General features: G+C 72.4%; 15 protein-coding genes. 6 read left to right on the top strand and 9 right to left on the bottom strand.

Going from position 1 to position 23,567, the window contains the following annotated elements:
• On the bottom strand, positions 1-862 hold an 862-nt coding region (locus ACIHCX_RS36875), incomplete at its 3' end, for an alpha-amylase family glycosyl hydrolase (protein WP_400037546.1).
• The gene (locus ACIHCX_RS36880; RefSeq protein WP_400037548.1) at positions 859-2,952 is read right to left on the bottom strand and encodes an alpha-1,4-glucan--maltose-1-phosphate maltosyltransferase; all 2,094 of its coding nucleotides are present in this window, start codon (positions 2,950-2,952) and stop codon (positions 859-861) included. The genes ACIHCX_RS36875 and ACIHCX_RS36880, both read right to left, overlap by 4 nt.
• Positions 2,953-3,372: 420 nt before the next feature.
• Between ACIHCX_RS36880 and ACIHCX_RS36885 the strand changes: the two genes are divergently transcribed.
• Positions 3,373-6,012 (top strand): glycosyltransferase family 1 protein, encoded by a 2,640-nt coding sequence (locus ACIHCX_RS36885; RefSeq protein WP_400037550.1) that lies wholly within the window; start codon positions 3,373-3,375, stop codon positions 6,010-6,012.
• Positions 6,013-6,064: 52 nt separating this feature from the next.
• On the opposite strand, the gene ACIHCX_RS36890 is transcribed toward ACIHCX_RS36885, so the two are convergent.
• The 6 genes from ACIHCX_RS36890 to ACIHCX_RS36915 all read right to left on the bottom strand — a co-directional run bounded on the left by ACIHCX_RS36890 (position 6,065) and on the right by ACIHCX_RS36915 (position 15,918).
• A complete protein-coding gene (locus ACIHCX_RS36890; protein WP_400037552.1) occupies positions 6,065-6,583 on the bottom strand; it encodes a DUF1990 family protein in 519 nt (172 codons plus the stop codon).
• Positions 6,584-6,655: 72 nt separating this feature from the next.
• The gene (locus tag ACIHCX_RS36895) at positions 6,656-8,314 is read right to left on the bottom strand and encodes a M4 family metallopeptidase (RefSeq protein WP_400037554.1); all 1,659 of its coding nucleotides are present in this window, start codon (positions 8,312-8,314) and stop codon (positions 6,656-6,658) included.
• Between the two features lie 375 nt (positions 8,315-8,689).
• On the bottom strand, positions 8,690-10,474 hold the full coding sequence (locus tag ACIHCX_RS36900; RefSeq protein WP_400037557.1) for an ABC transporter ATP-binding protein: 1,785 nt from the start codon (positions 10,472-10,474) through the stop codon (positions 8,690-8,692).
• Positions 10,471-12,204: an ABC transporter transmembrane domain-containing protein gene (locus tag ACIHCX_RS36905; protein WP_400037559.1), complete on the bottom strand. Its 1,734-nt coding sequence runs from the start codon at positions 12,202-12,204 to the stop codon at positions 10,471-10,473. Before ACIHCX_RS36905 ends, ACIHCX_RS36900 begins: the two co-directional genes overlap by 4 nt.
• A 22-nt stretch (positions 12,205-12,226) precedes the next feature.
• A complete protein-coding gene (locus ACIHCX_RS36910; RefSeq protein WP_400037561.1) occupies positions 12,227-14,086 on the bottom strand; it encodes an ABC transporter ATP-binding protein in 1,860 nt (619 codons plus the stop codon).
• Entirely contained in the window at positions 14,083-15,918 is a 1,836-nt protein-coding gene (locus tag ACIHCX_RS36915; RefSeq protein WP_400037563.1) for an ABC transporter ATP-binding protein, read from the bottom strand. The genes ACIHCX_RS36910 and ACIHCX_RS36915 overlap by 4 nt, the downstream gene beginning before the upstream one ends.
• Positions 15,919-16,126: 208 nt before the next feature.
• Between ACIHCX_RS36915 and ACIHCX_RS36920 the strand changes: the two genes are divergently transcribed.
• The 4 genes from ACIHCX_RS36920 to ACIHCX_RS36935 are packed head-to-tail and all read left to right on the top strand — an operon-like array spanning position 16,127 to position 19,698.
• Positions 16,127-17,029, top strand: a complete 903-nt coding sequence (locus ACIHCX_RS36920; RefSeq protein ID WP_400037565.1) for an ABC transporter ATP-binding protein — start codon at positions 16,127-16,129, stop codon at positions 17,027-17,029.
• The gene (locus ACIHCX_RS36925; RefSeq protein WP_400037568.1) at positions 17,026-17,775 is read left to right on the top strand and encodes an ABC transporter permease; all 750 of its coding nucleotides are present in this window, start codon (positions 17,026-17,028) and stop codon (positions 17,773-17,775) included. Before ACIHCX_RS36920 ends, ACIHCX_RS36925 begins: the two co-directional genes overlap by 4 nt.
• A 38-nt stretch (positions 17,776-17,813) precedes the next feature.
• Positions 17,814-19,067: a sensor histidine kinase gene (locus ACIHCX_RS36930; protein WP_400037570.1), complete on the top strand. Its 1,254-nt coding sequence runs from the start codon at positions 17,814-17,816 to the stop codon at positions 19,065-19,067.
• Positions 19,057-19,698 carry a response regulator gene (locus ACIHCX_RS36935; RefSeq protein WP_400037572.1) on the top strand — a complete coding sequence of 214 codons (642 nt, stop codon included), beginning with the start codon at positions 19,057-19,059 and terminating at the stop codon, positions 19,696-19,698. Before ACIHCX_RS36930 ends, ACIHCX_RS36935 begins: the two co-directional genes overlap by 11 nt.
• Positions 19,699-19,704: 6 nt before the next feature.
• On the opposite strand, the gene glgX is transcribed toward ACIHCX_RS36935, so the two are convergent.
• Entirely contained in the window at positions 19,705-21,966 is a 2,262-nt protein-coding gene (glgX, locus tag ACIHCX_RS36940; RefSeq protein ID WP_400037574.1) for a glycogen debranching protein GlgX, read from the bottom strand.
• Between the two features lie 352 nt (positions 21,967-22,318).
• On the opposite strand from glgX, the gene ACIHCX_RS36945 reads away from it, so the two are divergent.
• The gene (locus ACIHCX_RS36945) at positions 22,319-23,563 is read left to right on the top strand and encodes an Ig-like domain-containing protein (protein ID WP_400037576.1); all 1,245 of its coding nucleotides are present in this window, start codon (positions 22,319-22,321) and stop codon (positions 23,561-23,563) included.
• The last annotated feature ends 4 nt before the right edge of the window (positions 23,564-23,567 follow it).

The raw sequence follows: 23,567 nt of genomic DNA on the forward strand, positions 1-23,567 counted from the left end.
AGTGGAAGGCCATGTGGCACTCGTCGCCGCCGGCGGCGTAGTCGCCGAAGTAGTCGACCACGTCCTCCGGCCACTGGTTCGCCTCCGCCAGCAGCGCCTTGTCGGGGTACTGGGCGTCGATCTCCTTGCGGACCCGCTTCAGGAACTCGTGCGTGGCCGGGAGGTTCTCGCAGTTGGTGCCCTCCTGCTGGTACAGGTAGGGCACCGCGTCGAGGCGGAAGCCGTCGATGCCCAGGTCCAGCCAGAACCTCAGCGCGGAGATCATTTCCTCCTGGACGGCCGGGTTCTCGTAGTTGAGGTCCGGCTGGTGGGAGAAGAACCGGTGCCAGTAGTACTGCTTGCGGACCGGGTCGTAGGTCCAGTTGGACGCCTCGGTGTCGACGAAGATGATCCGCGCGTCCTGGTACTGCTTGTCGTCGTCGGCCCACACGTAGTAGTCGCCGTAGGGGCCGTCGGGGTCCTTGCGGGACTCCTGGAACCACGGGTGCTGGTCGCTGGTGTGGTTCATGACGAAGTCGATGATCACGCGCATACCGCGCTGGTGGGCGGCGTCGACGAACTCCACGAAGTCGGCCAGGTCGCCGAACTCGGGGAGCACGGCGGCGTAGTCGGACACGTCGTAGCCGCCGTCCTTGAGCGGGGACTTGAAGAACGGGGGCAGCCACAGGCAGTCGACGCCGAGCCACTGGAGATAGTCGAGTTTGGCGGTCAGGCCCTTCAGGTCACCGACGCCGTCGCCGTTGCTGTCCTGGAAGGAGCGGACGAGGACCTCGTAGAACACGGCACGCTTGAACCACTCCGGGTCCCGGTCCTGGGCCGGAGTGTCCTCGAACGTGTCCGGGACGGGCTCATTGACGATCATGTTGTGGGTGACCCTCCGATCTGCGAGGGGGACGGTCGCAGGACGGTGAGGACGTGCGCGGGCCGGTGGCCCGGCTCGAGACGCACATAGTTGGCCCTGCCCCAGTGGTAGGTCTCGCCGGTGAGCTCGTCGCGCACCGGCACCGACTCGTGCCAGTCCAGGCCGAGTTGCGGCATGTCCAACGAGACCGTGGCCTCCTGGGTGTGGTGGGGGTCGAGGTTGGCGACCACCAGAACCGTGTTCGATCCGCTCCGCTTCGAGTAGGCGATCACCGCGTCCTTGTCGGCGTGGTGGAAGTGCAGGTCCCGCAGCTGCCGCAGGGCCGGACTCCGTCGGCGGATGTCGTTGAGGCGGGTGATGAGGGGGGCGATGGTGCGGCCCTCGCGTGCGGCGGCCGCCCAGTCACGGGGCTTGATCTGGTACTTCTCCGAGTCGAGGTATTCCTCGCTGCCCGGTTTCACGGGGGTGTTCTCACACAGTTCGTAGCCGCTGTAGATGCCCCAGGAGGGGGCGAGGGTGGCGGCCAGGACAGCGCGGACCTCGAACGCGGGACGGCCGCCGTCCTGGAGGTAGGCGTGCAGGATGTCGGGGGTGTTGGCGAAGAGGTTCGGCCGCATCCAGGCCGCCGCCTCGCCGGACAGCTCGGTGAGGTACTCGGTGAGTTCCTGCTTGGTGGTGCGCCAGGTGAAGTAGGTGTAGGACTGCTGGAAGCCGATCTGGGCCAGGGTGTGCATCATCGCGGGCCGGGTGAACGCCTCCGCCAGGAAGATCACGTCGGGGTCGGTGGCGTTGACGGCGGCGATCACGCGTTCCCAGAACATCACCGGTTTGGTGTGGGGGTTGTCGACGCGGAAGATCCGTACGCCGTGGTCCATCCAGTGCCGCAGCACGCGCAGGGTCTCGTCGATCAGGCCGTCCAGGTCGGCGTCGAAGGCCAGGGGGTAGATGTCCTGGTACTTCTTGGGCGGGTTCTCGGCGTAGGCGATGGTGCCGTCGGAGCGGTGGTGGAACCACTGGGGGTGCTTGTGCACCCAGGGGTGGTCCGGGGAGCACTGCAGAGCGAAGTCGAGGGCGATCTCCAGGCCGAGTTCGCCGGCGTGGGCCACGAAGTGGTCGAAGTCGTCGATCGTGCCCAGGGCGGGGTGGACGGTGTCGTGGCCGCCCTCGGGGGAGCCGATGGCCCAGGGCACGCCGACGTCGTCGGGGTGGGCGTCGAGGGAGTTGTTGCGGCCCTTGCGGTAGGTGGTGCCGATGGGGTGGATCGGGGGGAGGTAGACGACGTCGAAGCCCATCGCGGCGATCGCGGGCAGGCGGCGGGCGGCGGTGCGGAAGGTGCCGTGCGGCTGCTCGGGGGTGCCCTCGGAGCGGGGGAAGAACTCGTACCAGGACCCGTACAGGGCCCGCTCGCGTTCGACGAGCAGGCCGAGTGGTGCGGAGGCGGTGACCAGGTCCCGCAGCGGGTGCCGGGCGAGGACCGCGTCCACCTCCGGCGTCAGCGCCGCCGCCAGCCGGGCCGCGGCCGGCCGGTTCTCGTCCCGCAGCGCCGCCACGGCGGCCAGGACGACCTCACGGCCACCGCCGTCGCGGGGCACTGAGGCGGCGGCGCGCTCGTACAGGCGCGCGCCCTCCTCCAGGACCAGGTCGGTGTCCAGACCGGCGGGGATCTTGATCTGCGCGTGGTGCCGCCAGGTGGTGACCGGATCCGACCAGGCCTCGACCGTGTACGTCCAGTGGCCGGGGTCGCCGGCGGTCACGGTGGCGACCCAGCGGTCGGTGCCGGGGTTCGGCTCGTGCATCGGCGTCCACGGGCCGGGCCGGCCCTCCGGATCGCGCAGGACGACGTTCGCGGCCACGGCGTCGTGACCCTCGCGGAAGACGGTGGCCGAGATCTCGAACGATTCTCCGGTCACCGCCTTGGCGGGCCTGCGGCCGTGCTGGACGACCGGGCGGACGTCGAGGACGGGTATCCGGCCGACGGCCGTGGCACCCCCCGCGGAGGACCGATCCGGGGCCGACGGGGTCTGCCGCGCGGCGCCGGGGCCGCTCTTGCTGGTTTTCCGTGGTGCTGCCGAGTGGTGCGTGGCGGGCATGACCGCTCCTGTCCGCGTCAACGAGGGTGTGGGCGGATGTGTGTGGGGAGGTGGGTCCTGCGGTGTTCTACGGGTCCTGCGAGGTTCTGCGGGTCCTGCGAGGTTCTGCGGGTCCTGCGGTGTTCTACGGGTCCTGCGACGTTCTGCGGAGTTCTACGGGGTCCTGTCGTCGGTGTACCGGGGGAGCCTTCCCACCCTATTCGGGTGAGCAATCCGCCACTTTGTTAACTACTCGCGCGTATGTCCACACACAAGACCGGTCCCATCCGGACACGGACGCCACGGGGGTCGAACCGGTCCGTTCAGGTCGATGTCGGACGGTGTCCGAACCCAGCGGTGCCCGCACTAGGACCGGTACGGTGCTGTGTGACGGGGCGCACAGCGCAGTGCGTCCATCCAGCGAACGCGCCGAGGTGGCATGTGAAGGCGATCCGTCGGTTCACCGTCCGTCCCGTTCTCCCCGAGCCGCTGCGCCCGCTCAGCGAGCTGGCCCGCAACCTGCGCTGGTCCTGGCACGCCGAGACCCGTGACCTCTTCCAGTCCGTCGATCCCGAGCGCTGGGCCTCCTCGGGCGGCGACCCCGTACGCCTGCTCGGCAGTGTGCGTGCGGGACGGCTGACCGAGCTGGCCGGCGACCGTCGCTTCCTGCGCCGGCTGAGCGCCGCCGCCGACGACCTGCACGACTACGTGACCGGTGACCGCTGGTACCAGGCCCGGTCCGAGGGCCTGCCCGCCGCGGTCGCCTACTTCTCGCCCGAGTTCGGCGTCACGGCCGCGCTGCCGCAGTACTCCGGCGGCCTCGGCATCCTCGCCGGCGACCATCTGAAGGCGGCCAGCGACCTCGGCGTACCGCTGATCGGGGTCGGGCTGCTGTACCGGCACGGCTACTTCCGGCAGACCCTGTCCCGGGACGGCTGGCAGCAGGAGCACTACCCGGTCCTGGACCCCAACGAGCTGCCCGTCACCCTGTTGAAGGAGTCCGACGGCGCGTCGGCGCGGGTCTCGCTCGCGCTGCCCGGCGGCAAGGCCCTGCACGCCCGGATCTGGATCGCCCAGGTCGGCCGGATTCCGCTGCTGATGCTGGACTCCGACGTCGAGGAGAACGACCTCGGCGAGCGCGGGGTGACCGACCGGCTCTACGGCGGGGGCAGCGAGCACCGGCTCCTCCAGGAGATGCTGCTGGGCATAGGAGGGGTGCGGGCGGTGCGGACGTACTGCCGCCTCACCGGCCACCCCGAACCGGAGGTGTTCCACACCAACGAGGGCCACGCGGGCTTCCTCGGCCTGGAGCGCATCGCCGAGCTGCGCGACCGGGGGCTGGACTTCGACGCCGCTCTGGAGGCGGTGCGCGCGGGGACCGTCTTCACCACCCACACGCCCGTCCCGGCCGGGATCGACCGCTTCGACCGGGAACTGGTCGCCCGCCACTTCGGGCCCGACGCCGAGCTGCCCCGCATCGACGTCGAGCGGATCCTGCGGCTGGGCATGGAGACGTACCCGGGCGGCGAGCCGAACCTGTTCAACATGGCGGTGATGGGCCTGAGGCTGGCCCAGCGGGCCAACGGCGTCTCGCTGCTGCACGGGAGGGTCAGCCGGGAGATGTTCGCCGGACTGTGGCCGGGATTCGACCCCGAGGAGGTGCCGATCACCTCGGTGACCAACGGGGTGCACGCCCCGACCTGGGTGGCCCCCGAGGTGTTCCGGCTCGGTGCCCGGCGGGTCGGCGCCCAGCGCACCGAGGACGCGCTGAGTGTGGGCGGCTCCGAACGCTGGGACGCCGTCGCCGACATTCCCGACCAGGATGTCTGGGAGCTGCGCCGCGAACTGCGCGAGCAGCTGGTGACGGAGGTGCGGGACCGGCTGCGGGCCTCCTGGCGGCAGCGCGGCGCCGGGACCGCCGAGCTGGGCTGGATCGACGGCGTCCTCGACCCGGAGGTGCTGACGATCGGCTTCGCGCGCCGGGTCCCGTCGTACAAGCGGCTGACGCTGATGCTGCGTGACCGGGACCGGCTGATGGACCTGCTGCTGCACCCCGAGCGGCCGGTGCAGATCGTGGTCGCGGGCAAGGCGCATCCGGCGGACGACGGCGGCAAACGGCTCATCCAGGAGCTGGTCCGCTTCGCCGACGACCCGCGGGTGCGCCACCGGATCGTCTTCCTGCCGGACTACGGCATGGCGATGGCGCAGAAGCTCTACCACGGCTGCGACGTCTGGCTGAACAACCCGCTGCGGCCGCTGGAGGCGTGCGGGACGTCCGGGATGAAGGCCGCGCTCAACGGCTGTCTGAACCTGTCCGTGCTGGACGGCTGGTGGGACGAGTGGTTCCAGCCGGACTTCGGCTGGGCCATCCCGACCGCGGACGGGGGTACCCCCATGCGTTCGGCCATGGGGGACGACCCGGACCACCGCGACGACGTCGAGGCCGCCGCGCTCTACGACCTGCTGGAGCAGCGGGTGGCGCCCCGCTTCTACGAGCGCGGCCGGGGCGGGCTGCCCGAGCGGTGGATCGAGATGGTCCGCCGGACCCTGTCCCTGCTCGGCCCGAAGGTGCTGGCGGGGCGCATGGTCCGCGAGTACGTGGAGCGGCTGTACGCTCCCGCCGCGCAGGCCCACCGCGCCCTCGGCCCGGACACGGCGCGTGAGCTGGCGGCGTGGAAGGCGCGGGTGCGTGCGGCGTGGCACGAGGTGACCGTCGACCACGTGGAGACGTCGGCCAGTACGGCCACCGCCGAACTCGGTGCCACCCTCGGCCTGCGGGTGCGGGTGGGCCTCGGCGGTCTCGGCCCGGACGACGTGGAGGTGCAGGCCGTCTCCGGCCGGGTGGACGAGGAGGACCGCATCACCGACGCCACGGCCGTCCCGCTGAAGCCCGCGGGCGCCCCCGACTCCGACGGCCGCTGGGCCTACGAGGGCCCCCTGTCCCTGGACCGCACCGGCCCCTACGGCTACACGGTCCGCATCCTCCCGGCCCACCGCCTGCTCGCCTCACCCGCGGAGCTGGGCCTTCTGACCACCCCGCCGGAGAACCCCACCGAAAAGGCAGGCGTACTCCTGCGCTGACGGTCGGGGTTCGCCGCGCGCTGCCGGGCTGGGCGGGGTGCGGGGTGCCGGGTCAGGGCTGCGGGATGTCGGCGCACAGCTTGCGCAGGACGGTGCCGCAGCGGCGGGCGTAGGCGTGTTGGAAACCGCGGGTGGCCGGGCCGGCCGCCCGGGCGTACCACTTGGCGGGGCGGCTGAACGCGGTGACCGTGAGCCAGACGGTGCCGTCGCCCGTGCGGTCGACCAGGAAGGCCTCCTCACCGCACTCCGGATGTCCGGGCAGGGTGCCGTAGGCCCAGCCGGCGCGGCGGTGCTCCTGGGCCGTCCAGACCACCTGGCAGGGGGCCCTGACCAGGCCGGCGAGGCTGACGGTGACGTCGACGCCGGGCGCGGCCCGGTCGGCGCTCGCCTCGATGCCGACGCCGAGGGCGCGGTGCATCTCCCACGTCATCACGGCCTCGGAGGCCCGGTGGAAGACCTCCGTGCCCTCGCCTATGCGGGTGCGCACGTGCAGAGGGTGGAAGCCGGGCGGGCAGTGACCCTGCTCGCGGGTCGCGCCGACCTCCTCGTAGGTGAAATGTGCCGTCGACATGCCACCCAAGCGTAGGGCGGCCCCCGGGAGGGATGTCCTCCCGGGGGCCGCCCCCGTTCAACGGGCCGGAGGTCAGGTCACGTTGACCGCGCTCCAGGCCGCCGCGACCGCGTTGTACTCGGCGCTGCCGGAGCCGTACAGCGCCGTCGCCGCGTTCAGGGTCGCCGTGCGGGCGGCCTTGTAGTTGGTGGTCGACGTCATGTACGTGGTCAGCGCCTTGTACCAGATCTGCAGCGCCTTGGCCCGACCGATGCCGCTGACCGCGGAGCCGCTGTACGTCGGCGAGTTGTAGCTGACGCCGTTGATCGTCTTGGCGCCGCTGCCCTCCGAGAGGAGGTAGAAGAAGTGGTTCGCGACACCGGAGGAGTAGTGCACGTCCTTGTTGCCCACGGTGGAGGACCAGTAGTCGGCGGAGGCGCCGTCCTTGCTGGGCTTGTCCATGTAGCGCAGCGGAGTGCCGTTGCCGTTGAGGTTGAGCTGCTCCCCGATCAGGTAGTTGCCCGGGTTCTGCGCGGTGTGGGCGTAGAACTCCACACCGGTGCCGAAGATGTCGGAGGTGGCCTCGTTCAGGCCGCCGGACTCGCCCGAGTAGTTGAGGCGGGCGGTGTTGGCGGTGACGCCGTGGCTCATCTCGTGGCCGGCGACGTCGAGCGAGGTCAGCGGGTGGACGTTGCCCGAGCCGTCGCCGTAGGTCATGCAGAAGCAGCTGTCGTCCCAGAAGGCGTTGACGTAGTTGTTGCCGTAGTGGACCCGGGAGTAGGCGGCCGCGCCGTTGTTCTTGATGCCGTTGCGGCCGAAGGTGCTCTTGTAGAAGTCCCAGGTCATCTGGGCACCGTAGGCGGCGTCCGCGGCCGCCGTCTGGTCGTTGACGGAGCTGGAGGCGGTGCCGGTGCCCCACACGTCGGTGGTGTTGGTGAACAGGGTGCCGGTGCCGGAGGTCCCCCCGGCCAGGTTGTTCGTCTTGTGACCGCCGCGGGTGGTGTCGTACAGCTGGTACGTCGAGCCCGACAGGGTGGTGCTGAGGGTCACCGTGCCCGAGTACAGGGTCTTGCCGGTGCCGGTCTCGATGCCCTGGTACTCGAAGAGCTTCTTGCCGGTGGCCGCGTCGGTGATGACGTGCAGCTGGTTCGGGGTGCCGTCGTCCTGGAAGCCGCCGACGACGGTCTCGTAGGCGAGGACCGGCGTGCCGTCGCCCGCCCAGATGACCTTGCGCGGGGCCTGGTCGGCGGTGGTCTTCTCCGAGCCGGCGGCCTGGGCCAGGGTCACCGCCTGCTTCTCGGCCTTGGCCGTGGCGACCTTCGGGGTGAGCGTGGCGACCTTGATGGTCGCCTTGTTCGCTCTGGTCACGCCCTCGGTCTTGCCGGCCTTGGAGGTGTGGACGATCAGGTCGCCGCCGAGGACGGGCAGACCGGCGTAGGTGCGCTCGTAGCGGGTGTGCAGGGTGCCGTCGGCGTCCTGGACGACGTCTCGGGCGACCAGCTTCTCCTTGACGCCGAGGCCTATCTCCTGGGCGGTCTCGGAGGAGTCGGTCTGCGCCTGCTCGATCAGGGAGGTGCGGGCCGCGGAGGTCAGGAAGGTGGGGGCGGCGGCGAGGTGGGCCGCGCCGGTGGATTCGGCCGTGGTCTGGGCCGAGGCACTGGTGGTCAGACCGGTGCTGAGGAGGGCTCCGGCGGCGACAGCGGTGGCGACGGCCAGAGTGATGCGCTTGTGACGCGCGTAGCGGGGAGTCACACAAGCTCCTTATGTGGGGGTGATCCGGAAGGGCGTGGGGCTGCCGACCCGGATCGGGGGTGGGGGTGCTGTGCTCGTGCGGCGGGTGGAGGAAGAGTGGCACCGCGGACGCGTACATGTCAGCGCCCCGAAGTGATGTTGGCCGAAAAATGGATGTCCGGTAAACGGTGCGGCGTCCTGAATGGGCCTCAGCAGGCCGTGTGGGCAACGGAGCGGTGCCCGAGGTCCCGGGCCCGGGGTGGGCCGGGACAGGGGCGGTTTTCAGCCATCGGGGCGGCCGGATCGGTACGCGGGCCACCACGCCGGGAAGGCCCGATGTCGACCGAAACCCGAAGGTTGTGCGGCCTGTCGCGACCGGGCGAGCCGTGGTGGCCGCTACGCGACCGCGCCGCCGCCCCCACCCGGCGGCGTCACGCCGTTCCCGTGCCAGGTGTGCCACAGCGCCGCGTACGCCCCGCCGGAGGCGACCAGGTCGTCATGGGTGCCCAGTTCGGTCAGGTGGCCGTCCTCCATGACGGCCACCCGGTCGGCGTCATGGGCGGTGTGGAGGCGGTGGGCGATGGCGATGACGGTCCGGCCCTGGAGGACGGCGGCGAGGGCCCGCTCGGTGTGGCGGGCCGTGGCCGGGTCGAGCAACGCCGTGGCCTCGTCCAGGATCAGGGTGTGCGGGTCGGCCAGCACCACGCGGGCGAGGGCGAGTTGCTGGGCCTGTGAGCCGTCGGTGCGGTGACCGGCCGCACCCAGCCCGGTGTCCAGGCCCTCCGGCAGGTCCCGCACCCAGATGTCGGCCCCCACGGCCGCCAGGGCCGACCACAACCGCTCGTCGTCGGCGGCGGGTTCGGCGATCCGCAGGTTGTCCCGGACCGTGCCGAGGAACACGTGGTGCTCCTGGGTGACCAGGACGACCTGGCGGCGCAGCCGCTCCGGTTCCAGACCGGCGACGGGCACCCCGCCCACCGTGACCGAGCCCGCGGTCGGCGCGTCGACGCCGGCCAGCAGCCTGCTCAGCGTGGTCTTGCCCGCGCCGGACGGCCCGACCACGGCGAGCCGCTCCCCGGGCCGCACCGTCAGGTCGACCCCGCGCAGCACCTCGCCGCCGCGCTCGTAGGCATAGCGCGCCCCGGTCACGTCGATGCGGTCGTCCGCCGGTGCCGGACCGTCACCCTTCGGCGCGGGCCCCAGGGCCCGGGCGAGCCCCTCCACCCGGGCGAAGGAGGCACCGCTGTTCTGCAGTTGCTCGACCCGCATCAGGATCTCGTCGAGCGGCTGGCTGAACTGGCGCAGATACAGCGCGGCCGCCACCACCGCGCCCAGGCTCACCGTCCCGTGCGCGTACAGCACCCCGCCGACCAGGAGCACTCCGGCAACGGGCAGCACGTAGGACACTTCCACCACGGGGAAGAACACCGTGCGCAGGTACAGCGTGTGGAACCGGGTGCGCCGGGACGTCTCCAGCGCCTCGCGGCTGGCGGCGGTCCGCACCTTCGCCAGCCGGAACGCCTCGACCGTGCGCGAGCCCGCCGCCGTCGCCGCGAGGATTTCGGCGACCTCGGAGGTGGCCGCGCCCTCGGCGAGGTAACCGGCCCGCGCCCGGCGCAGGTACCAGCGCAGGGCGAACCAGACGGGCACCAGGCACACGACGCCCACAGCGCCGAGCAACGGGTCGAGCACGAAGACCGCGCCGAGCACGAACAGCGCCTGCACGGTGCTGATGAGCAGCTCGGGCCCGGCATCGCGCAGGGTGGTGCCGGCGGTGGCCACGTCGGCCGTGCCGCGCGCCGTCAGGTCGCCGGTGCCGGCCCGCTCCACCACGGACGCGGGCAGCGCCAGCGCCCGGTCCACGAACTCCTCGCGCACCCGGGCCAGCGTCCGCTCGCCGAACCGGTGCCCCACGTACCGCGCCCAGCGCACCAGCAGAAGCTGCGCCAGCGAGCACAGCAGGATGCCCAGTGCCATCCGGTCCACGGCACCGACGCCGCCCCCGGCCCGCACCGCGTCCACGATGCGCCCGAGCAGCCACGGCCCGGCCAGCCCCGCCGCGGCCGCCGCCGCGTTCAGCGCCAGGACACCGGCGAAGGCCCGCGCGTCGGCCCGCACCAGCCGCAGGGCGGCGCGACGCACCTCGGCGGGTTCGGCGACCGGCAGGTGACGGCTCGTCATCGCACGACCTCCTCGGCCGCGTCCGAGGAGGCGTCCCGTGCCACCAGCGCCCGGTAGCCGGCCTCCTCCGCCAGCAGCCGCTGGTGGCTTCCGGTGGCCGTGACCTTGCCGTCGACCAGGAAGTGCACCACGTCCGCGCGGTCCAGGACGAGCGGGGAGGTGGTCGTCACCACGGTGGTACGGCCCTCGCGGGCCGCCCGCAGCCGGTCCGCCACCGTCGCCTCGGTGTGCGCGTCCAGCGCGGAGGTGGGCTCCACGGCGAGCAGCACCTCCGGGTCGGCCAGCAGCGCCCGCACCAGCCGTACGCGTTGGCGCTGGCCGCCGGAGAGGTTGCGTCCCTGCGCGTCGATCGCCGAGTCGAGCCCTTCCGGCAGGCCCTGCACGATGTCGTCGGCCGCCGCCGTGCGCACGGCCCGCGCGATCTCCGCCTCGTCGATGTCGCCCGGCTCCCGGCAGCCGCCGACCAGGTGCCGCAGTGTCCCGGCGAACAGGTCCGCCTCGTGGTCGGCGACCAGGATCCGCTCGCGGACCCGCGGCAGGGCGATCCTGTCCAGGCGCACGCCGCCCCAGGTGGCCTCGGAGGGCGCGTACCGGCCCAGGCGGTCGACGACGGCGGAGGCGTCGGCGGGCCGCGCCGCGGCCAGCGCGGTCAGCCGCCCGGGCAGCACCCGCACCCCCGACTCCGGATCGTGCAACGGCGACGGCTCGGCCGGCGCGTCCGCCGTGCCGGCGTCCGGCGCGGGCTCCAGCCGCAGCAGCCGCACGACGCGCCGGGCGGCGACCACGCCCCTGCTGAGCTGGTAGCTGCCCTCGATCAGGAAGGCCACCGGCCACCCGGCCAGCACCGCGACATACCCGTACACCGACACCAACTCACCGATGCTGATGGCGCCCTGGGCGGCCATCCGGGCCGCCAGCCAGGTCACCACGGCGAGGAACAGCGTCGGCAGCCCCACCCCGAGCGCCTGGATCCAGCTGGTCACCGCCCCGACCCGATACCCCTGGGCGCGCAGCCCCTGCGAGTCCCGGCGGAAGGCGTCGGCGAACAGCGACTTGCCGCCGAGGCCGTTGAGGACGCGCAGCCCGCCCGCCAGGTCGCCGATCCGCGCGGTCAGCACGCCCTGACGCTCGCGGTACTCCGTCTCCGTCCCCTGGAGCCGCCCGAGCAGCGGCCCGACGATCACGCCGAGCAGCGGCACCCCGACCAGCACCACCACGGCCAGCGGTACCGACAGCGTGAGCAGCAGCCCCGCGACCACCAGGTAGGCGACGACCGCGCCGACGCCCGGTCCGACGACCGTCAGGGACTGGCTGATCGTCTGCACGTCGCCCACCCCGATCGTCACTACCTCCCCGGCCCCGACCTGGGCGGGCAGCGTGGCACCCAGCCGTACCGCCTGCCGGACGACCACCTTCACCGTGCGGAAGTTGGCGTCCATCCGCACCCGGGTCATCGTGCGGTGCCGCATGATGCTCAGCCAGGCGTTGAACGCGCCCACCAGGAACAGCAGCGTCGTCCACCCGGCCAGCGCGCCCATGTCGCCGGGCTCCAGACCCTCGTCGATCGCCTTGGCCATCAGATAGGGCGTCGCCGCCAGCAGCACCATCCAGATGCTGCCGAACACCGCCCCGGCGACGGACCGCCCCGGCTGCCGGGTGACCAGCCACCACAGGTAGCGCGGGCCGCTGCGGCGGTCGGCGTCGCCGGGGTCCTCGTATGCGTCGATCATCCGCGCCGGATCCCCCGTTCGCTCATGCAAGGCTCTCCCGCCAGGCCCGGTGCAGCTCCGAGAACCGCCCGGTGCCCGCGATCAACTGGTCCGGGCTGCCGTCCTCGACGATGCGCCCGTGTTCCATCACCAGCACCCGGTCGGCGATCTCCACGGTGGACAGCCGGTGGGCGATCACCACCGCCGTACGTCCCCGCAGCACCGTGGTCATCGCCGTCTGCACCGCCCGCTCGCCCGGGATGTCCAGGGAGCTGGTCGCCTCGTCGAGAATGAGCACCGCCGGGTCGGCGAGCAACGCCCGTGCGAAGGAGACCAGTTGCCGCTGGCCCGCGGAGATGCGGCCGCCCCGCTTGCGTACGTCCGTGTCGTAGCCGTCGGGCAGGGCGCTGATGAAGTCGTGCGCGCCGATCGCCTTCGCCGCCTGCTCGATCTCCTCGCGGGTGGCGTCCGGGCGGCCGATCGCGATGTTCTCCGCGACCGTGCCGGAGAACAGGAAGGCCTCCTGCGTCACCATGACCACCCCGCGCCGCAGTTCGCTCACCGCGAGGTCGCGCAGGTCCACCCCGTCGAGCAGCACCCGCCCGGCGGTGGGGTCGTAGAAGCGGGCCAGCAGCTTGGCCAGGGTGGACTTGCCCGCGCCGGTGGAGCCGACCACGGCGACGGTCTGCCCGGCCGGGACGACCAGCTCGAAGCGGGGCAGCACCTCGCCGCCCGTGCGGTAGCCGAAGCCGACCCCGTCGAAGACCACCTCGCGGCCCGGCAGGTCCGGCCTCGGCGCCGGGAGCGGCCGGGGCGCCGGCGACTCGGGCACGGACGGCGTCTGCGTCAGCAAACCCGCGATCTTCTCCAGCGACGCGGCCGCCGACTCGTACGAGTTGAGGAACATGCCGAGCCGGTCGATCGGGTCGTACAGCCGGCGCAGGTACAGCACCGCCGCCGCCAGCACCCCCAGCTCCAGCGAGCCGTCCGCCACCCGGTAGGCGCCCCACAGCACGATCGCCGCGACCGCCGTGTTGGCCACCAGCCGGGAGCCGACGACATAGCGGGCCATCTCCAGCAGGGCGTCGCCGTTGATGCGCTCGTGGCGCCGGTTCAGGACGCGGAAGCCGGCGTCGTTGGCGGCCTCGCGGCGGAACGCGCGCACCGGCCGGATGCCGTTCATCGTCTCCACGAACTTCACGATCACCGCGGCGATCGCGGTCGACCGCTCCTGGAACACCCGCCCCGCGCGCCGCCGGTACGCCCGGATCAGCAGGTGCAGCGGCACGAACGACGCCACCGCCACCGCGCCGAGCCCCAGGTCCAGCCACAGCAGCATCGCCGAGATGCAGATGAAGGACAGCACGACCGTGACGAGTTCCTGGAGCCCCTCGCTGAGCAGCTCGCGCAGCGACTCCACGTCCGTGGTGGAGCGGGAGATCAGCCGGCCCGAGGTGTAACGCTCGTGGAAGTCGACGCTGAGCGCCTGCCCCTGGCGGAAGATCCGGCCGCGCAGATCCAGCAGCACGTCCTGGTTGACCCGGGCCGAGGCGACGATGAAGGCCCACTGGAGTCCACCGGAGGCGAGCGCGCACAGCAGATAGCCGACCGCCACCGCGACCAGCGGGCCGCGGTCGTGGTCGCGGAACGCCGGTACGGCGGTGTCGATCGCGTACGCCACGAGGAGCGGGCCCGCCTGGACGGCCAGCTGCTGGAGCAGCAGCAGGAGCGTGGTGCCGGCGACCCGGGCCTTCATGGGCGCGAGCAGGGAGCGCAGCAGGGTCGCGGTGGCGCCCGGCGGGGTGGGCAGGACGTCGCGGTCGAAGGGGTCGCCGGTGTCCTCGGGGCGCGGCGGGTCCTGCTCGTCCCCGGTGGCCGGGACGGGTTTCGTGGGGGCCGTCATCGCTCGGCGTCCTCCTCGTGCGGCGAGTGTCCGCCCGACATCAGGTGGGCGTACTCGGTGTTGGTGCGCAGCAGTTCGTGGTGGGTGCCCACGGCGGCGATCCGGCCGCCGGAGAGCAGGGCGACCCGGTCGGCCAGCAGGACCGTGGAGGGGCGGTGCGCCACGATCAGCGCGGTGGTGTCGGCCAGCACCTGGCGCAGGGCCGCCTCCACGGCCGCCTCGGTGTGCACGTCCAGGGCGGACAGCGGGTCGTCCAGGATCAGGAACCGGGGCTGCCCGACGACCGCACGGGCCAGCGCGAGGCGCTGCCGCTGGCCGCCGGAGAGGCTGAGGCCCTGCTCGCCCACCTGGGTCGCGGTGCCCTGGGGGAGGGCGTGCGCGAAGCCGGCCTGGGCGACGGACAGCGCGCGGTCCAGTTCGGCGTCCCCGGCGCTGCCGTCGGCGCCCATCAGGACGTTGTCGCCGACGCTCGCCGAGAACAGGGTCGGCTCCTCGAAGGCCACCGCGACCCTCGTGCGCAACTCCTCGCGGGACAACGCGGTGATGTCCTCGCCGTCCAGCGTGATCCGCCCCGACGTCACCTCGTGGAGGCGGGGGACGAGCGCCGTCAGGGTCGTCTTGCCGCTTCCGGTCGCACCGACCAGGGCCATCGACTCACCGGGGCGGATGTGCAGGTCGACACGGTCCAGGAGGGGCGGGGAGCCGGGCGGGGCGTCGGGGTAGCGGAAACGGACGCCGTCGAAGCGGAGCCCCGCGTGCGCCGGGTCGGGCAGCTCCGGGCCGCGCGTCGCCGGCTCCCCGGACCCTGCCTCCTCGTCTTCCTCGTCCATCACTTCGAAGTACCGCTCGGTCGCCGTGGCCGCCTCCTGACTCATCGCCAGCAGGAAGCCGATCGACTCCACCGGCCAGCGCAGGGCGAGTGCCGTGGACAGGAAGGCGACCAGCGTCCCCGCCGAGAGACCGCCCGAGGCGACCTGCACCGCGCCCACCACCAGGGTGGCCCCGATGGCCACCTCCGGCAGGGTCATGATGACCGCCCAGATGGCCGCCAGCAGACGGGCCTTGTGCAACTCCGTGCCGCGCAGGGTCCGCGACAGGTCCCGGAACGCCCGCGCCTGACTGCGGTGCCGGCCGAACCCCTTGATGACGCGGATGCCGAGCACGCTCTCCTCGACCACCGTCGTCAGGTCCCCCACCTGGTCCTGCGCCAGCCGTGCCACGTGCGCGTACCGCTTCTCGAAGACCGCGCTGAAGGCGACCAGCGGCACGGCGGGCGCCAGCATCACCAGGCCCAGCGTCCAGTCCTGCAGCAGCATGATGACCACGCCCACGAGGATCGTGACCCCGTTGACCAGTAGGAACGTCAACGGGAAGGCAAGGAACATGCGTACCAGCATCAGGTCCGTCGTGCCCCGGGACAGCAACTGCCCGGACGCCCACCGGTCGTGGAAGGCCACCGGCAGCCGTTGCAGACGCCCGTACAGGTCCGCCCGCATCTCCGCCTCGACGTTCGACAGCGGCCGCGCCACCAGCCACCGCCGCAGCCCGAACAGCAGCGCCTCCCCGACCCCGAGCAGCAGCAGGTACAGCGCGCCGAGCCACACGCCGCGCGGATCCCGCTCGGCGATCGGCCCGTCCACCATCCACTTCAGGACGAGCGGGATCACCAGCCCCACGCAGGAGGCGACGATCGCGATGAACGCGGCGGTGAACAGCCGTACGCGGACGGGCCGTACGTACGGCCACAGGCGCAGCAGGGTGCGGACGGCCGAACGGCCTGCCGGACCGGAGCGGTCGGTACGGTCCTCGGGGGTGTCAGGTGTCGTGGGCATCAGGGGCGAGCCTACGGACCCGCGCCGACATCGCCCACCGAGTTTTGGCCGGACCGGGCTCCGCCGCTGGTCCTACGACCTGCGTGTTCGACCGCGGGAACCGGAAGGGGACCGGTCCGGTCGTAGGGCCGCGTCAACCGATCGGCTGATGCGGCATCGAGCGCGCCGGGCGATGTACGCGGGCCCCGTCCACCGGGATCCTGGTCGCATGTCCGTCATCGAAGTCAGCGAACTGCGCAAGTCCTACGGCGGCCGGGCCGTCGTCGACGGCGTCTCCTTCGCCGTCGAGGAGGGCGAGATCTTCGGCATCCTCGGCCCGAACGGCGCCGGCAAGACCACCACCGTCGAGTGCGTCGAGGGCCTGCGCGTCCCCGACGCGGGCCGCGTCCGCGTCACCGGCCTCGACCCCGTCGCGGACCACGAACAGGTCGCCCGCGTGCTCGGTGCCCAGCTCCAGCAGAGCGAGTTGCAGACCAAGCTCACCGTCCGCGAGGCGCTTCAGCTGTACGCGTCCTTCTACCCGGATCCGGTCGACTGGGGGCCCCTTGCCGAACGCCTCGGCCTGGAGGAGAAGCTCACCACCCGATTCGCCAAGCTCTCCGGCGGCCAGAAGCAGCGGCTGTTCATCGCGCTCGCCCTCATCGGCAACCCCCGGATCGTCGTGCTCGACGAGCTGACCACCGGGCTCGACCCGCGCGCCCGCCGCGACACCTGGCAGCTCATCGAGGACGTCAGGGCCCGCGGTGTCACCATCCTCCTGGTCACCCACTTCATGGAGGAGGCCCAGCGGCTGTGCGACCGGATCGCCGTCATCGACCGGGGACGGATCGCCGCCCTGGACACCCCGGAGGGCCTGATCCGGCGCTCGGCGGGCGCCACCGTCATCAGCTTCACCCCGTCCGAACCGCTGGACGAGGACGATCTGAACGGGCTGCCCGAACTCGCCTCCGTGGCGCACAAGGACGGCCGGATCACCCTCTCCGGGACCGACAGGACCGTCAACGCCGTCATCACGCTGCTCGCCCGCCACCACATCACCGCCCACCAACTCCGCGTCACCGACGCCACGCTCGACGACGCCTACCTGGACCTGACGGAGGTCGAGGCATGAGCAACACCCTGGTCAACCCGGCCGTCCTGCGCGCCGAGATCCGCCTGTTCGGCCGTGAGCCCGGGGCGATCTTCTGGATCCTGCTGTTCCCCGTCCTGCTGCTGGTGATCCTGGGCTCCATCCCGTCCTTCCGGGAGGCCGACCAGTCCTTCGGGGGGCTGCGCCCCATCGACGCCTACGTGCCGATCGCGGTGCTGCTCGGGCTGATCGTCAGCGGTGTACAGGGCCTGCCGCAGGTCCTCACCGGCTATCGCGAACGCGGCATCCTGCGCCGGATGTCCACCACCCCGGTCCGGCCCGCCGCCCTGCTGGCCGCGCACATGGTGGTGTTCGGCGGCGCGGCCCTGGTCTCGGCGCTGCTGGCGCTCACCGTCGGCCGGCTCGCCTTCGACGTGACCCTGCCGAGGCAGCCCTTCGGCTACCTCGTCGCCCTGCTGCTGGCCGTGTTCGCCGCGCTCGCGCTGGGCGCGGTGGTCTCCGCGCTGTCCCGCACCACGAGGATCGCGGGCGCGGTCGGGTCCGCGGCGCTCTTCCCGATGATGTTCTGCGCGGGCGTGTGGCTGCCCGTGCAGGCCATGCCGGACGTGCTCGCCCGGATCGTCGGCTACACCCCGTTCGGCGCCGCCGCGCAGGCCCTGAACCAGGCCGCGGCGGGCCACTGGCCGGGCTGGTCCCACCTGGGGGTGACGGCGGGGTGGGCGGTGCTGCTGACCGCGGCGGCCTCACGCTGGTTCCGCTGGGAGTGAGCAACGACGTGCGCGGCTCCTGTCATCACGCCGCGGGGATGGACGTCATCGAGGTGGTCGAACAGCGGTGGGCGATGTTCCACCGCTGGGGGCCGGTCGCGCTGCTGACCGTCGCCACCCTGGTCGCCTCGGCGTCGGCCGACGTGGTCGGCACGACCGGCGGCAAGCGGTACGCGGCCGCCGGCCTGGTCGTCGCGGCGTACGCCCTGGAGACGTGGTGGACACGGGCCTCGCGCCGCGGCCCCGCCCCGTCCCGGGCGAGCGCCGGCTACTACGTCCTGCGCTGGGCGCTCGCCTTCACCCTGACCTGGCTGAACACGTTCTTCGCCTTCTACGCCGTCATCGGCTACTTCTACGTCGACCGGCTGCTGCCGCAACGGCTGCGCAAGGCCGGCCTGTTCGCCTCCGCCGTGACGGTCGCCGGCTCCCAGGCGGGCGGGCTGCCCCCGCACGACCACGTGGCCTGGGCCATGTTCGGGGCGATCCTCGCCGTGAACGTCATGCTGCTGGCGCTGTTCGCCCACCTCGCCGGCCTCGAGGACGCCAGGGCCCGCGTCCAGGCCGAGACCATCGCCGAACTGGGGCGCACCAACGCGGCGTTGCAGCAGGCCCTCGACGAGAACGCCGCCCTGCACGCGCAACTCCTCGTGCAGGCCCGCGAGGCCGGGGTCGCCGACGAGCGCCGCCGGCTGGCCGCCGAGATCCACGACACCCTCGCCCAGGGCCTGACCGGCATCATCGCCCAGCTCCACGTCGTCGCCGGCACACCGGACGGGACCGTGGCCCGCGAGCACGTCGACCGCGCCCTCGGCCTCGCCCGGCACAGCCTGGGCGAGGCCCGCCGCTCCGTGCACAACCTCGCCCCCGTGGCCCTCGACGGCAACGGCCTGCCCGAGGCGCTCAAGCGGACGGTCGCCGAGTGGGGCGAACGCACCGGTGCCCGGGCCGACTTCACCGTCACCGGCACCGCCGAGCACCTGCACGACGAGGTCGCGGCCACCCTGCTGCGGATCACCGAGGAGGCCCTCTCCAACGCCGCCCGGCACGCCGGTGCCTCCCGCGTCGGCGTCACCCTGTCCTTCATGGGCGACGAGGTCGTGCTCGACATCCGCGACGACGGCCACGGCTTCGACCCGCTCGCCGTCCCCGCCCGCACCCGTGCCGGCGGCTTCGGCCTGGACGGCATGCGCGCCCGCGCCCAACGCATCGCCGGCACCCTCACGGTCGAGTCCGAGCCCGGGCACGGCACGGCCGTCTCGGCTCGCGTACCGTTGGTGCGCCATGACCGATGACGCCGTGATATCCCTGCTGATCGTCGACGACCATCCCGTCGTACGCGACGGCCTGCGCGGCATGTTCGAGTCCGCGCCCGGATTCACCGTCCTCGGCGAGGCGCCGAACGGCGTCGAGGCGGTCCGTATGGCCGCCGCGCTCGACCCGGACGTGATCCTGATGGACCTGCGCATGCCGGGCGGCTCCGGCGTGGACGCCATCCGCGAGCTGACCCGCCGCCGCGCCCGCGCCAAGGTGCTCGTGCTGACCACGTACGACACCGACTCCGACACCCTGCCCGCGATCGAGGCGGGCGCGACCGGCTACCTGCTCAAGGACGCCCCGCGCGAGGAGCTGTTCACCGCCGTCCGCGCCGCCGCGGAGGGCCGTACGGTCCTCTCCCCGGCCGTGGCCTCCCGGCTGGTCTCCGCCGTCCGCGCGCCCGCGCCCGGCAACGAGCCGCTCTCGGCCCGCGAGCGCGAGGTGCTGGCCCTGGTCGCCAGGGGCACCTCCAACCGGGAGATCGCCCGCGAGCTGTTCATCAGCGAGGCCACCGTGAAGACCCACCTCACCCACCTGTACGCCAAGCTCGGCGTCAAGGACCGGGCGGCGGCGGTCGCGGTCGCCTACGACCGGGGCATCCTCGGCTGAGTCCGTCTACTCCACGACCTCGAGCAGCAGCACGGACCTCGCCGGCACCGTGATCGCGGCGCCCGAGACGTGCGCCGTGCCCGGCGCCCGGGCCTGCTCCTCCCGCGAGGTGTCCACGACCACCTCGTACCGCCGCGCCCACGGCGGCCCCGGCAGGACGAAGCCCACCGGGCGGTCCCCGGCGTGCAGCACCGCCAGGAAGCTGTCGTCGACGATCGGGTCACCGCGCTCGTCGCGGCCCGGGATGTCGCGGCCGGACAGGTACATCCCCAGGGTGGCCGCGTGCGCGTACCAGTCCCGCTCCGTCATCTCCGTGCCGCGTGCGGTGAACCAGGCCAGGTCCCGCAGGCCGTCGGCCGAGTGCGCGCGGCCCGAGAAGAACGCACGGCGGCGCAGCACCGGATGCCGGTGGCGGAGCGCGATCAGACGGGCGGTCAGCCGGCACATCTCCCGCCAGCCGGGGTCCTCGAGCAGGCTCCAGTCCAGCCAACCGGTCTCGTTGTCCTGGCAGTAGGCGTTGTTGTTGCCGCCCTGGGTGCGTCCCAGTTCGTCGCCCGCGACCAGCATCGGCACACCCGTCGAGAGCAGCAGGGTGGTCACGAGGTTGCGCAGTTGCCTGCGCCGCAGCGCCCGCACCCGCTCGTCGTCGGTCTCGCCCTCGACGCCGCAGTTCCAGGAGCGGTTGTCGTCCGTGCCGTCCCGGTTGTCCTCGCCGTTGGCCTCGTTGTGCTTGCGTTCGTAGGACACCAGGTCGCGCAGGGTGAAACCGTCGTGCGAGGTGACGAAGTTGACGGAGGCGTAGGGGCGTCGGCCGCCCCAGGCGTACAGGTCGCTGGAGCCGGACAGCCGGTAGCCCATCTCCCGCACGTCCGGCAGTGCGTGCCGCCAGAAGTCCCGCACCGTGTCGCGGTAGCGGTCGTTCCACTCCGTCCACAGCGGCGGGAAGGCCCCCACCTGGTAGCCGCCCGAGCCGACGTCCCACGGCTCGGCGATCAGCTTGACCCGGCGCAGCACCGGGTCCTGGGCGATCACCGCGAGGAACGGCGAGAGCATGTCGACGTCGTGCATGGCGCGGGCCAGCGCGGCGGCGAGGTCGAAGCGGAAGCCGTCCACGCCCATCTCCGTCACCCAGTACCGCAGCGAGTCGGTGATCAGGCGCAGCACGTTCGGCTGGACCACGTGCAGGGTGTTGCCGCAGCCGGTGTAGTCCGCGTACCTGCGGGCGTCCGTCTGGAGGCGGTAGTAGCGCTGGTTGTCGACGCCCTTCAGGGACAGGGTCGGGCCGTACTCGCCCGCCTCCGCCGTGTGGTTGTAGACCACGTCGAGGATCACCTCGATCCCGGCCGCGTGCAGCGCGCGCACCATCCGCTTGAACTCGCCCACCTGCGGGCCCGCGGTGCCGGAGGAGGCGTAGCCGGCGTGCGGGGCGAAGTAGCCGATCGAGTTGTAGCCCCAGTGGTTGCGCAGGCCGCGGCGCAGCAGGTGGTCCTCGTGCGCGAACTGGTGCACCGGCAGCAGCTCCACCGCGGTCACGCCCAGCCTCACCAGGTGCTCGATCGCCGCCGGGTGGGCGAGACCGGCGTACGTCCCCCGCAAATCCTCGGGGATCCCCGGGTGCAGCCTGGTGAAGCCGCGCACATGCAGCTCGTAGATCACCGAGTCCGCCCACGGCGTGCCGGGGCGGCGGTCGTCGGACCAGTCGTCGTCGTCGTGGACCACGACGCCCTTGGGCACGTACGGCGCCGAGTCCCGCTCGTCGCGCACGGTGTCCGCGACCTGCTGGTCCGGCCAGTCGCGGACGTGCCCGTAGACCTCGGGCGGCAGCCGGAACTCACCGTCCACGGCGCGCGCGTACGGGTCGAGCAGCAGCTTCGCCGGGTTCCAGCGGGCGCCCGTCCACGGGTCCCAGCGGCCGTGCACCCGGTAGCCGTAGCGCTGCCCCGGCAGGATCCCGGGCACGAAACCGTGCCAGGTCTCGTGGGTCAGCTCGGTCAGCGGGACCCTCGTCTCCTCCGCGTCCGGGCCCGGACCGTCGAACAGGCACAGTTCGACCGCCTCCGCCCCGCCCGCCCACAGCGCGAAGCCGGTGCCCGACGCCCCGTCAGGACCGGCCCGGAAACGGGCGCCCAGCGGCGTCGGCGCACCCGGCCACACGGGCACGCCGGGGCGCGGCGCGGCCCGGTCCGCGCCGTTCACGGCGGCGGCCGGCCGCCCCTCCTCGGTGGCGCGCCCGCCCGCCACCGCCTCCTGCTCGGCTGCGCTGGACACCAGGGCGGCCCCTCTTGTTCGGCTGTGCGGCTCTGTGCGGCTCTTCCGGCTCGTGTCCGCCTCCGGCCCGCTCCCCTGCGGCTGACCCCCGGTCACGGCTCCCCGTCGCGCGGTCCTCCCCCCTGTTCTGCCCAGAGCTTGCCTCGCACTCACGTTTCCCGGACGCGGTCGGACGACCGGGTGGGGGCGGAGCCGAGGGGTGAGGGGCGGCGTTTGCGGGGAGCCGTCGAACTTGGGACGGAACAGTGACAATCGCCTGACAGCTCGCTCCTGACCTTGTGGTTACTATGCGCCAGAGCGCGTACGGCGCGCTGGGGCGCGGGCCTGTTCCGGCCCGGGGAGGGGAGAACAAGTGAACGTGCGGCCGATTTCGGGGGCATCGGTGGGTGCGCGGAAACGGCGGGGGAGCAAGGGGCTGCTGGCGCTGGCCTCCGGGGTGCTGCTCCTCGCCGTCACCGCGTGCGGCGGAGGCGGCGCCCACGACCCGTCGTCCCGTGGGGGGAAGGACAAGGACGTCGACACGGTGCGCAGTGAGCAGTCGCAGGCGGTCGTGACCATCGCGCCCGAGAACGGCGCGAAGGCCGTCGACACGAGCGGCGCCCTCAAGGTCGGTGCGAGCAAGGGCAAGCTCACCCAGGTCGTCGTCAAGGACGCCAAGGGCACCGCGATATCCGGGCAGATAGCCGCCGACGGCTCCTCGTGGACCCCGGACATCCACCTCGCCGCCTCCACCAAGTACACGGTGCACGCCGTCGCCAAGGACGCCGCGGGCCGTGAGGCGGCCGAGGACTCCAGCTTCACCACACTGACGCCGCAGAACACCTTCGTCGGCTACTTCACGCCCGAGGACGGCTCCACCGTGGGCGTCGGAATGCCGTTCTCCCTCCGCTTCACCCGGGGCATCACGGCCCCGAAGGCCGTCGAGAAGGCGATCGAGATCACGACCGAGCCGGCCGTCGAGGTCGCCGGCCACTGGTTCGGCAACGACCGCCTCGACTTCCGGCCCGAGCACTACTGGAAGGCCGGCACCAAGGTCACCGTCAAGCTCAACTTCGACGGTGTCGAGGGCCGCGCCGGCGTCTACGGCAAGCAGACCAAGACCGTCTCCTTCACCATCGGCCGCAACCAGGTCTCGGTGGTCGACGCCAAGAAGCACACCATGAAGGTCATGCGGGAGGGCAAGGTCATCAGGACCATCCCCATCACCGCGGGAGCGCCGGGCACCGCCACCTGGAACGGCCAGATGGTCATCACCGAGAAGCTCACGGTCACCCGGATGAACGGTGAGACGGTCGGCTTCGGCGGCGAGTACGACATCAAGGACGTCCCGCACGCCATGCGCCTGACCAACTCCGGCACCTTCATCCACGGCAACTACTGGGGCGGCGGCGCCTTCGGCAACTACAACGCCAGCCACGGCTGCGTCGGCCTGCGCGACGTGCGCGGCGGCTACGACAGCGGGGTGCCGGCCGCCTGGTTCTTCAACCGCTCGATCGTCGGCGACGTGGTCGTCGTGAAGAACTCCCAGGACCGTACCGTCGCCCCGGACAACGGGATGAACGGATGGAACATGTCCTGGGACGAGTGGAAGGCCTGACCGT

The sequence above is a fragment of the Streptomyces sp. NPDC052043 genome, from assembly GCF_044548235.1.
Lineage (GTDB): Bacteria > Actinomycetota > Actinomycetes > Streptomycetales > Streptomycetaceae > Streptomyces.

Coding starts and splice junctions, on each gene's coding strand:
- ACIHCX_RS36880 (WP_400037548.1), bottom strand. CDS start 2,952: ATGCCCGCCACGCACCACTCGGCAGCACCACGGAAAACCAGCAAGAGC.
- ACIHCX_RS36890 (WP_400037552.1), bottom strand. CDS start 6,583: ATGTCGACGGCACATTTCACCTACGAGGAGGTCGGCGCGACCCGCGAG.
- ACIHCX_RS36900 (WP_400037557.1), bottom strand. CDS start 10,474: ATGACGAGCCGTCACCTGCCGGTCGCCGAACCCGCCGAGGTGCGTCGC.
- ACIHCX_RS36905 (WP_400037559.1), bottom strand. CDS start 12,204: ATGATCGACGCATACGAGGACCCCGGCGACGCCGACCGCCGCAGCGGC.
- ACIHCX_RS36910 (WP_400037561.1), bottom strand. CDS start 14,086: ATGACGGCCCCCACGAAACCCGTCCCGGCCACCGGGGACGAGCAGGAC.
- ACIHCX_RS36915 (WP_400037563.1), bottom strand. CDS start 15,918: ATGCCCACGACACCTGACACCCCCGAGGACCGTACCGACCGCTCCGGT.
- ACIHCX_RS36920 (WP_400037565.1), top strand. CDS start 16,127: ATGTCCGTCATCGAAGTCAGCGAACTGCGCAAGTCCTACGGCGGCCGG.
- ACIHCX_RS36925 (WP_400037568.1), top strand. CDS start 17,026: ATGAGCAACACCCTGGTCAACCCGGCCGTCCTGCGCGCCGAGATCCGC.
- ACIHCX_RS36930 (WP_400037570.1), top strand. CDS start 17,814: ATGGACGTCATCGAGGTGGTCGAACAGCGGTGGGCGATGTTCCACCGC.
- ACIHCX_RS36935 (WP_400037572.1), top strand. CDS start 19,057: ATGACCGATGACGCCGTGATATCCCTGCTGATCGTCGACGACCATCCC.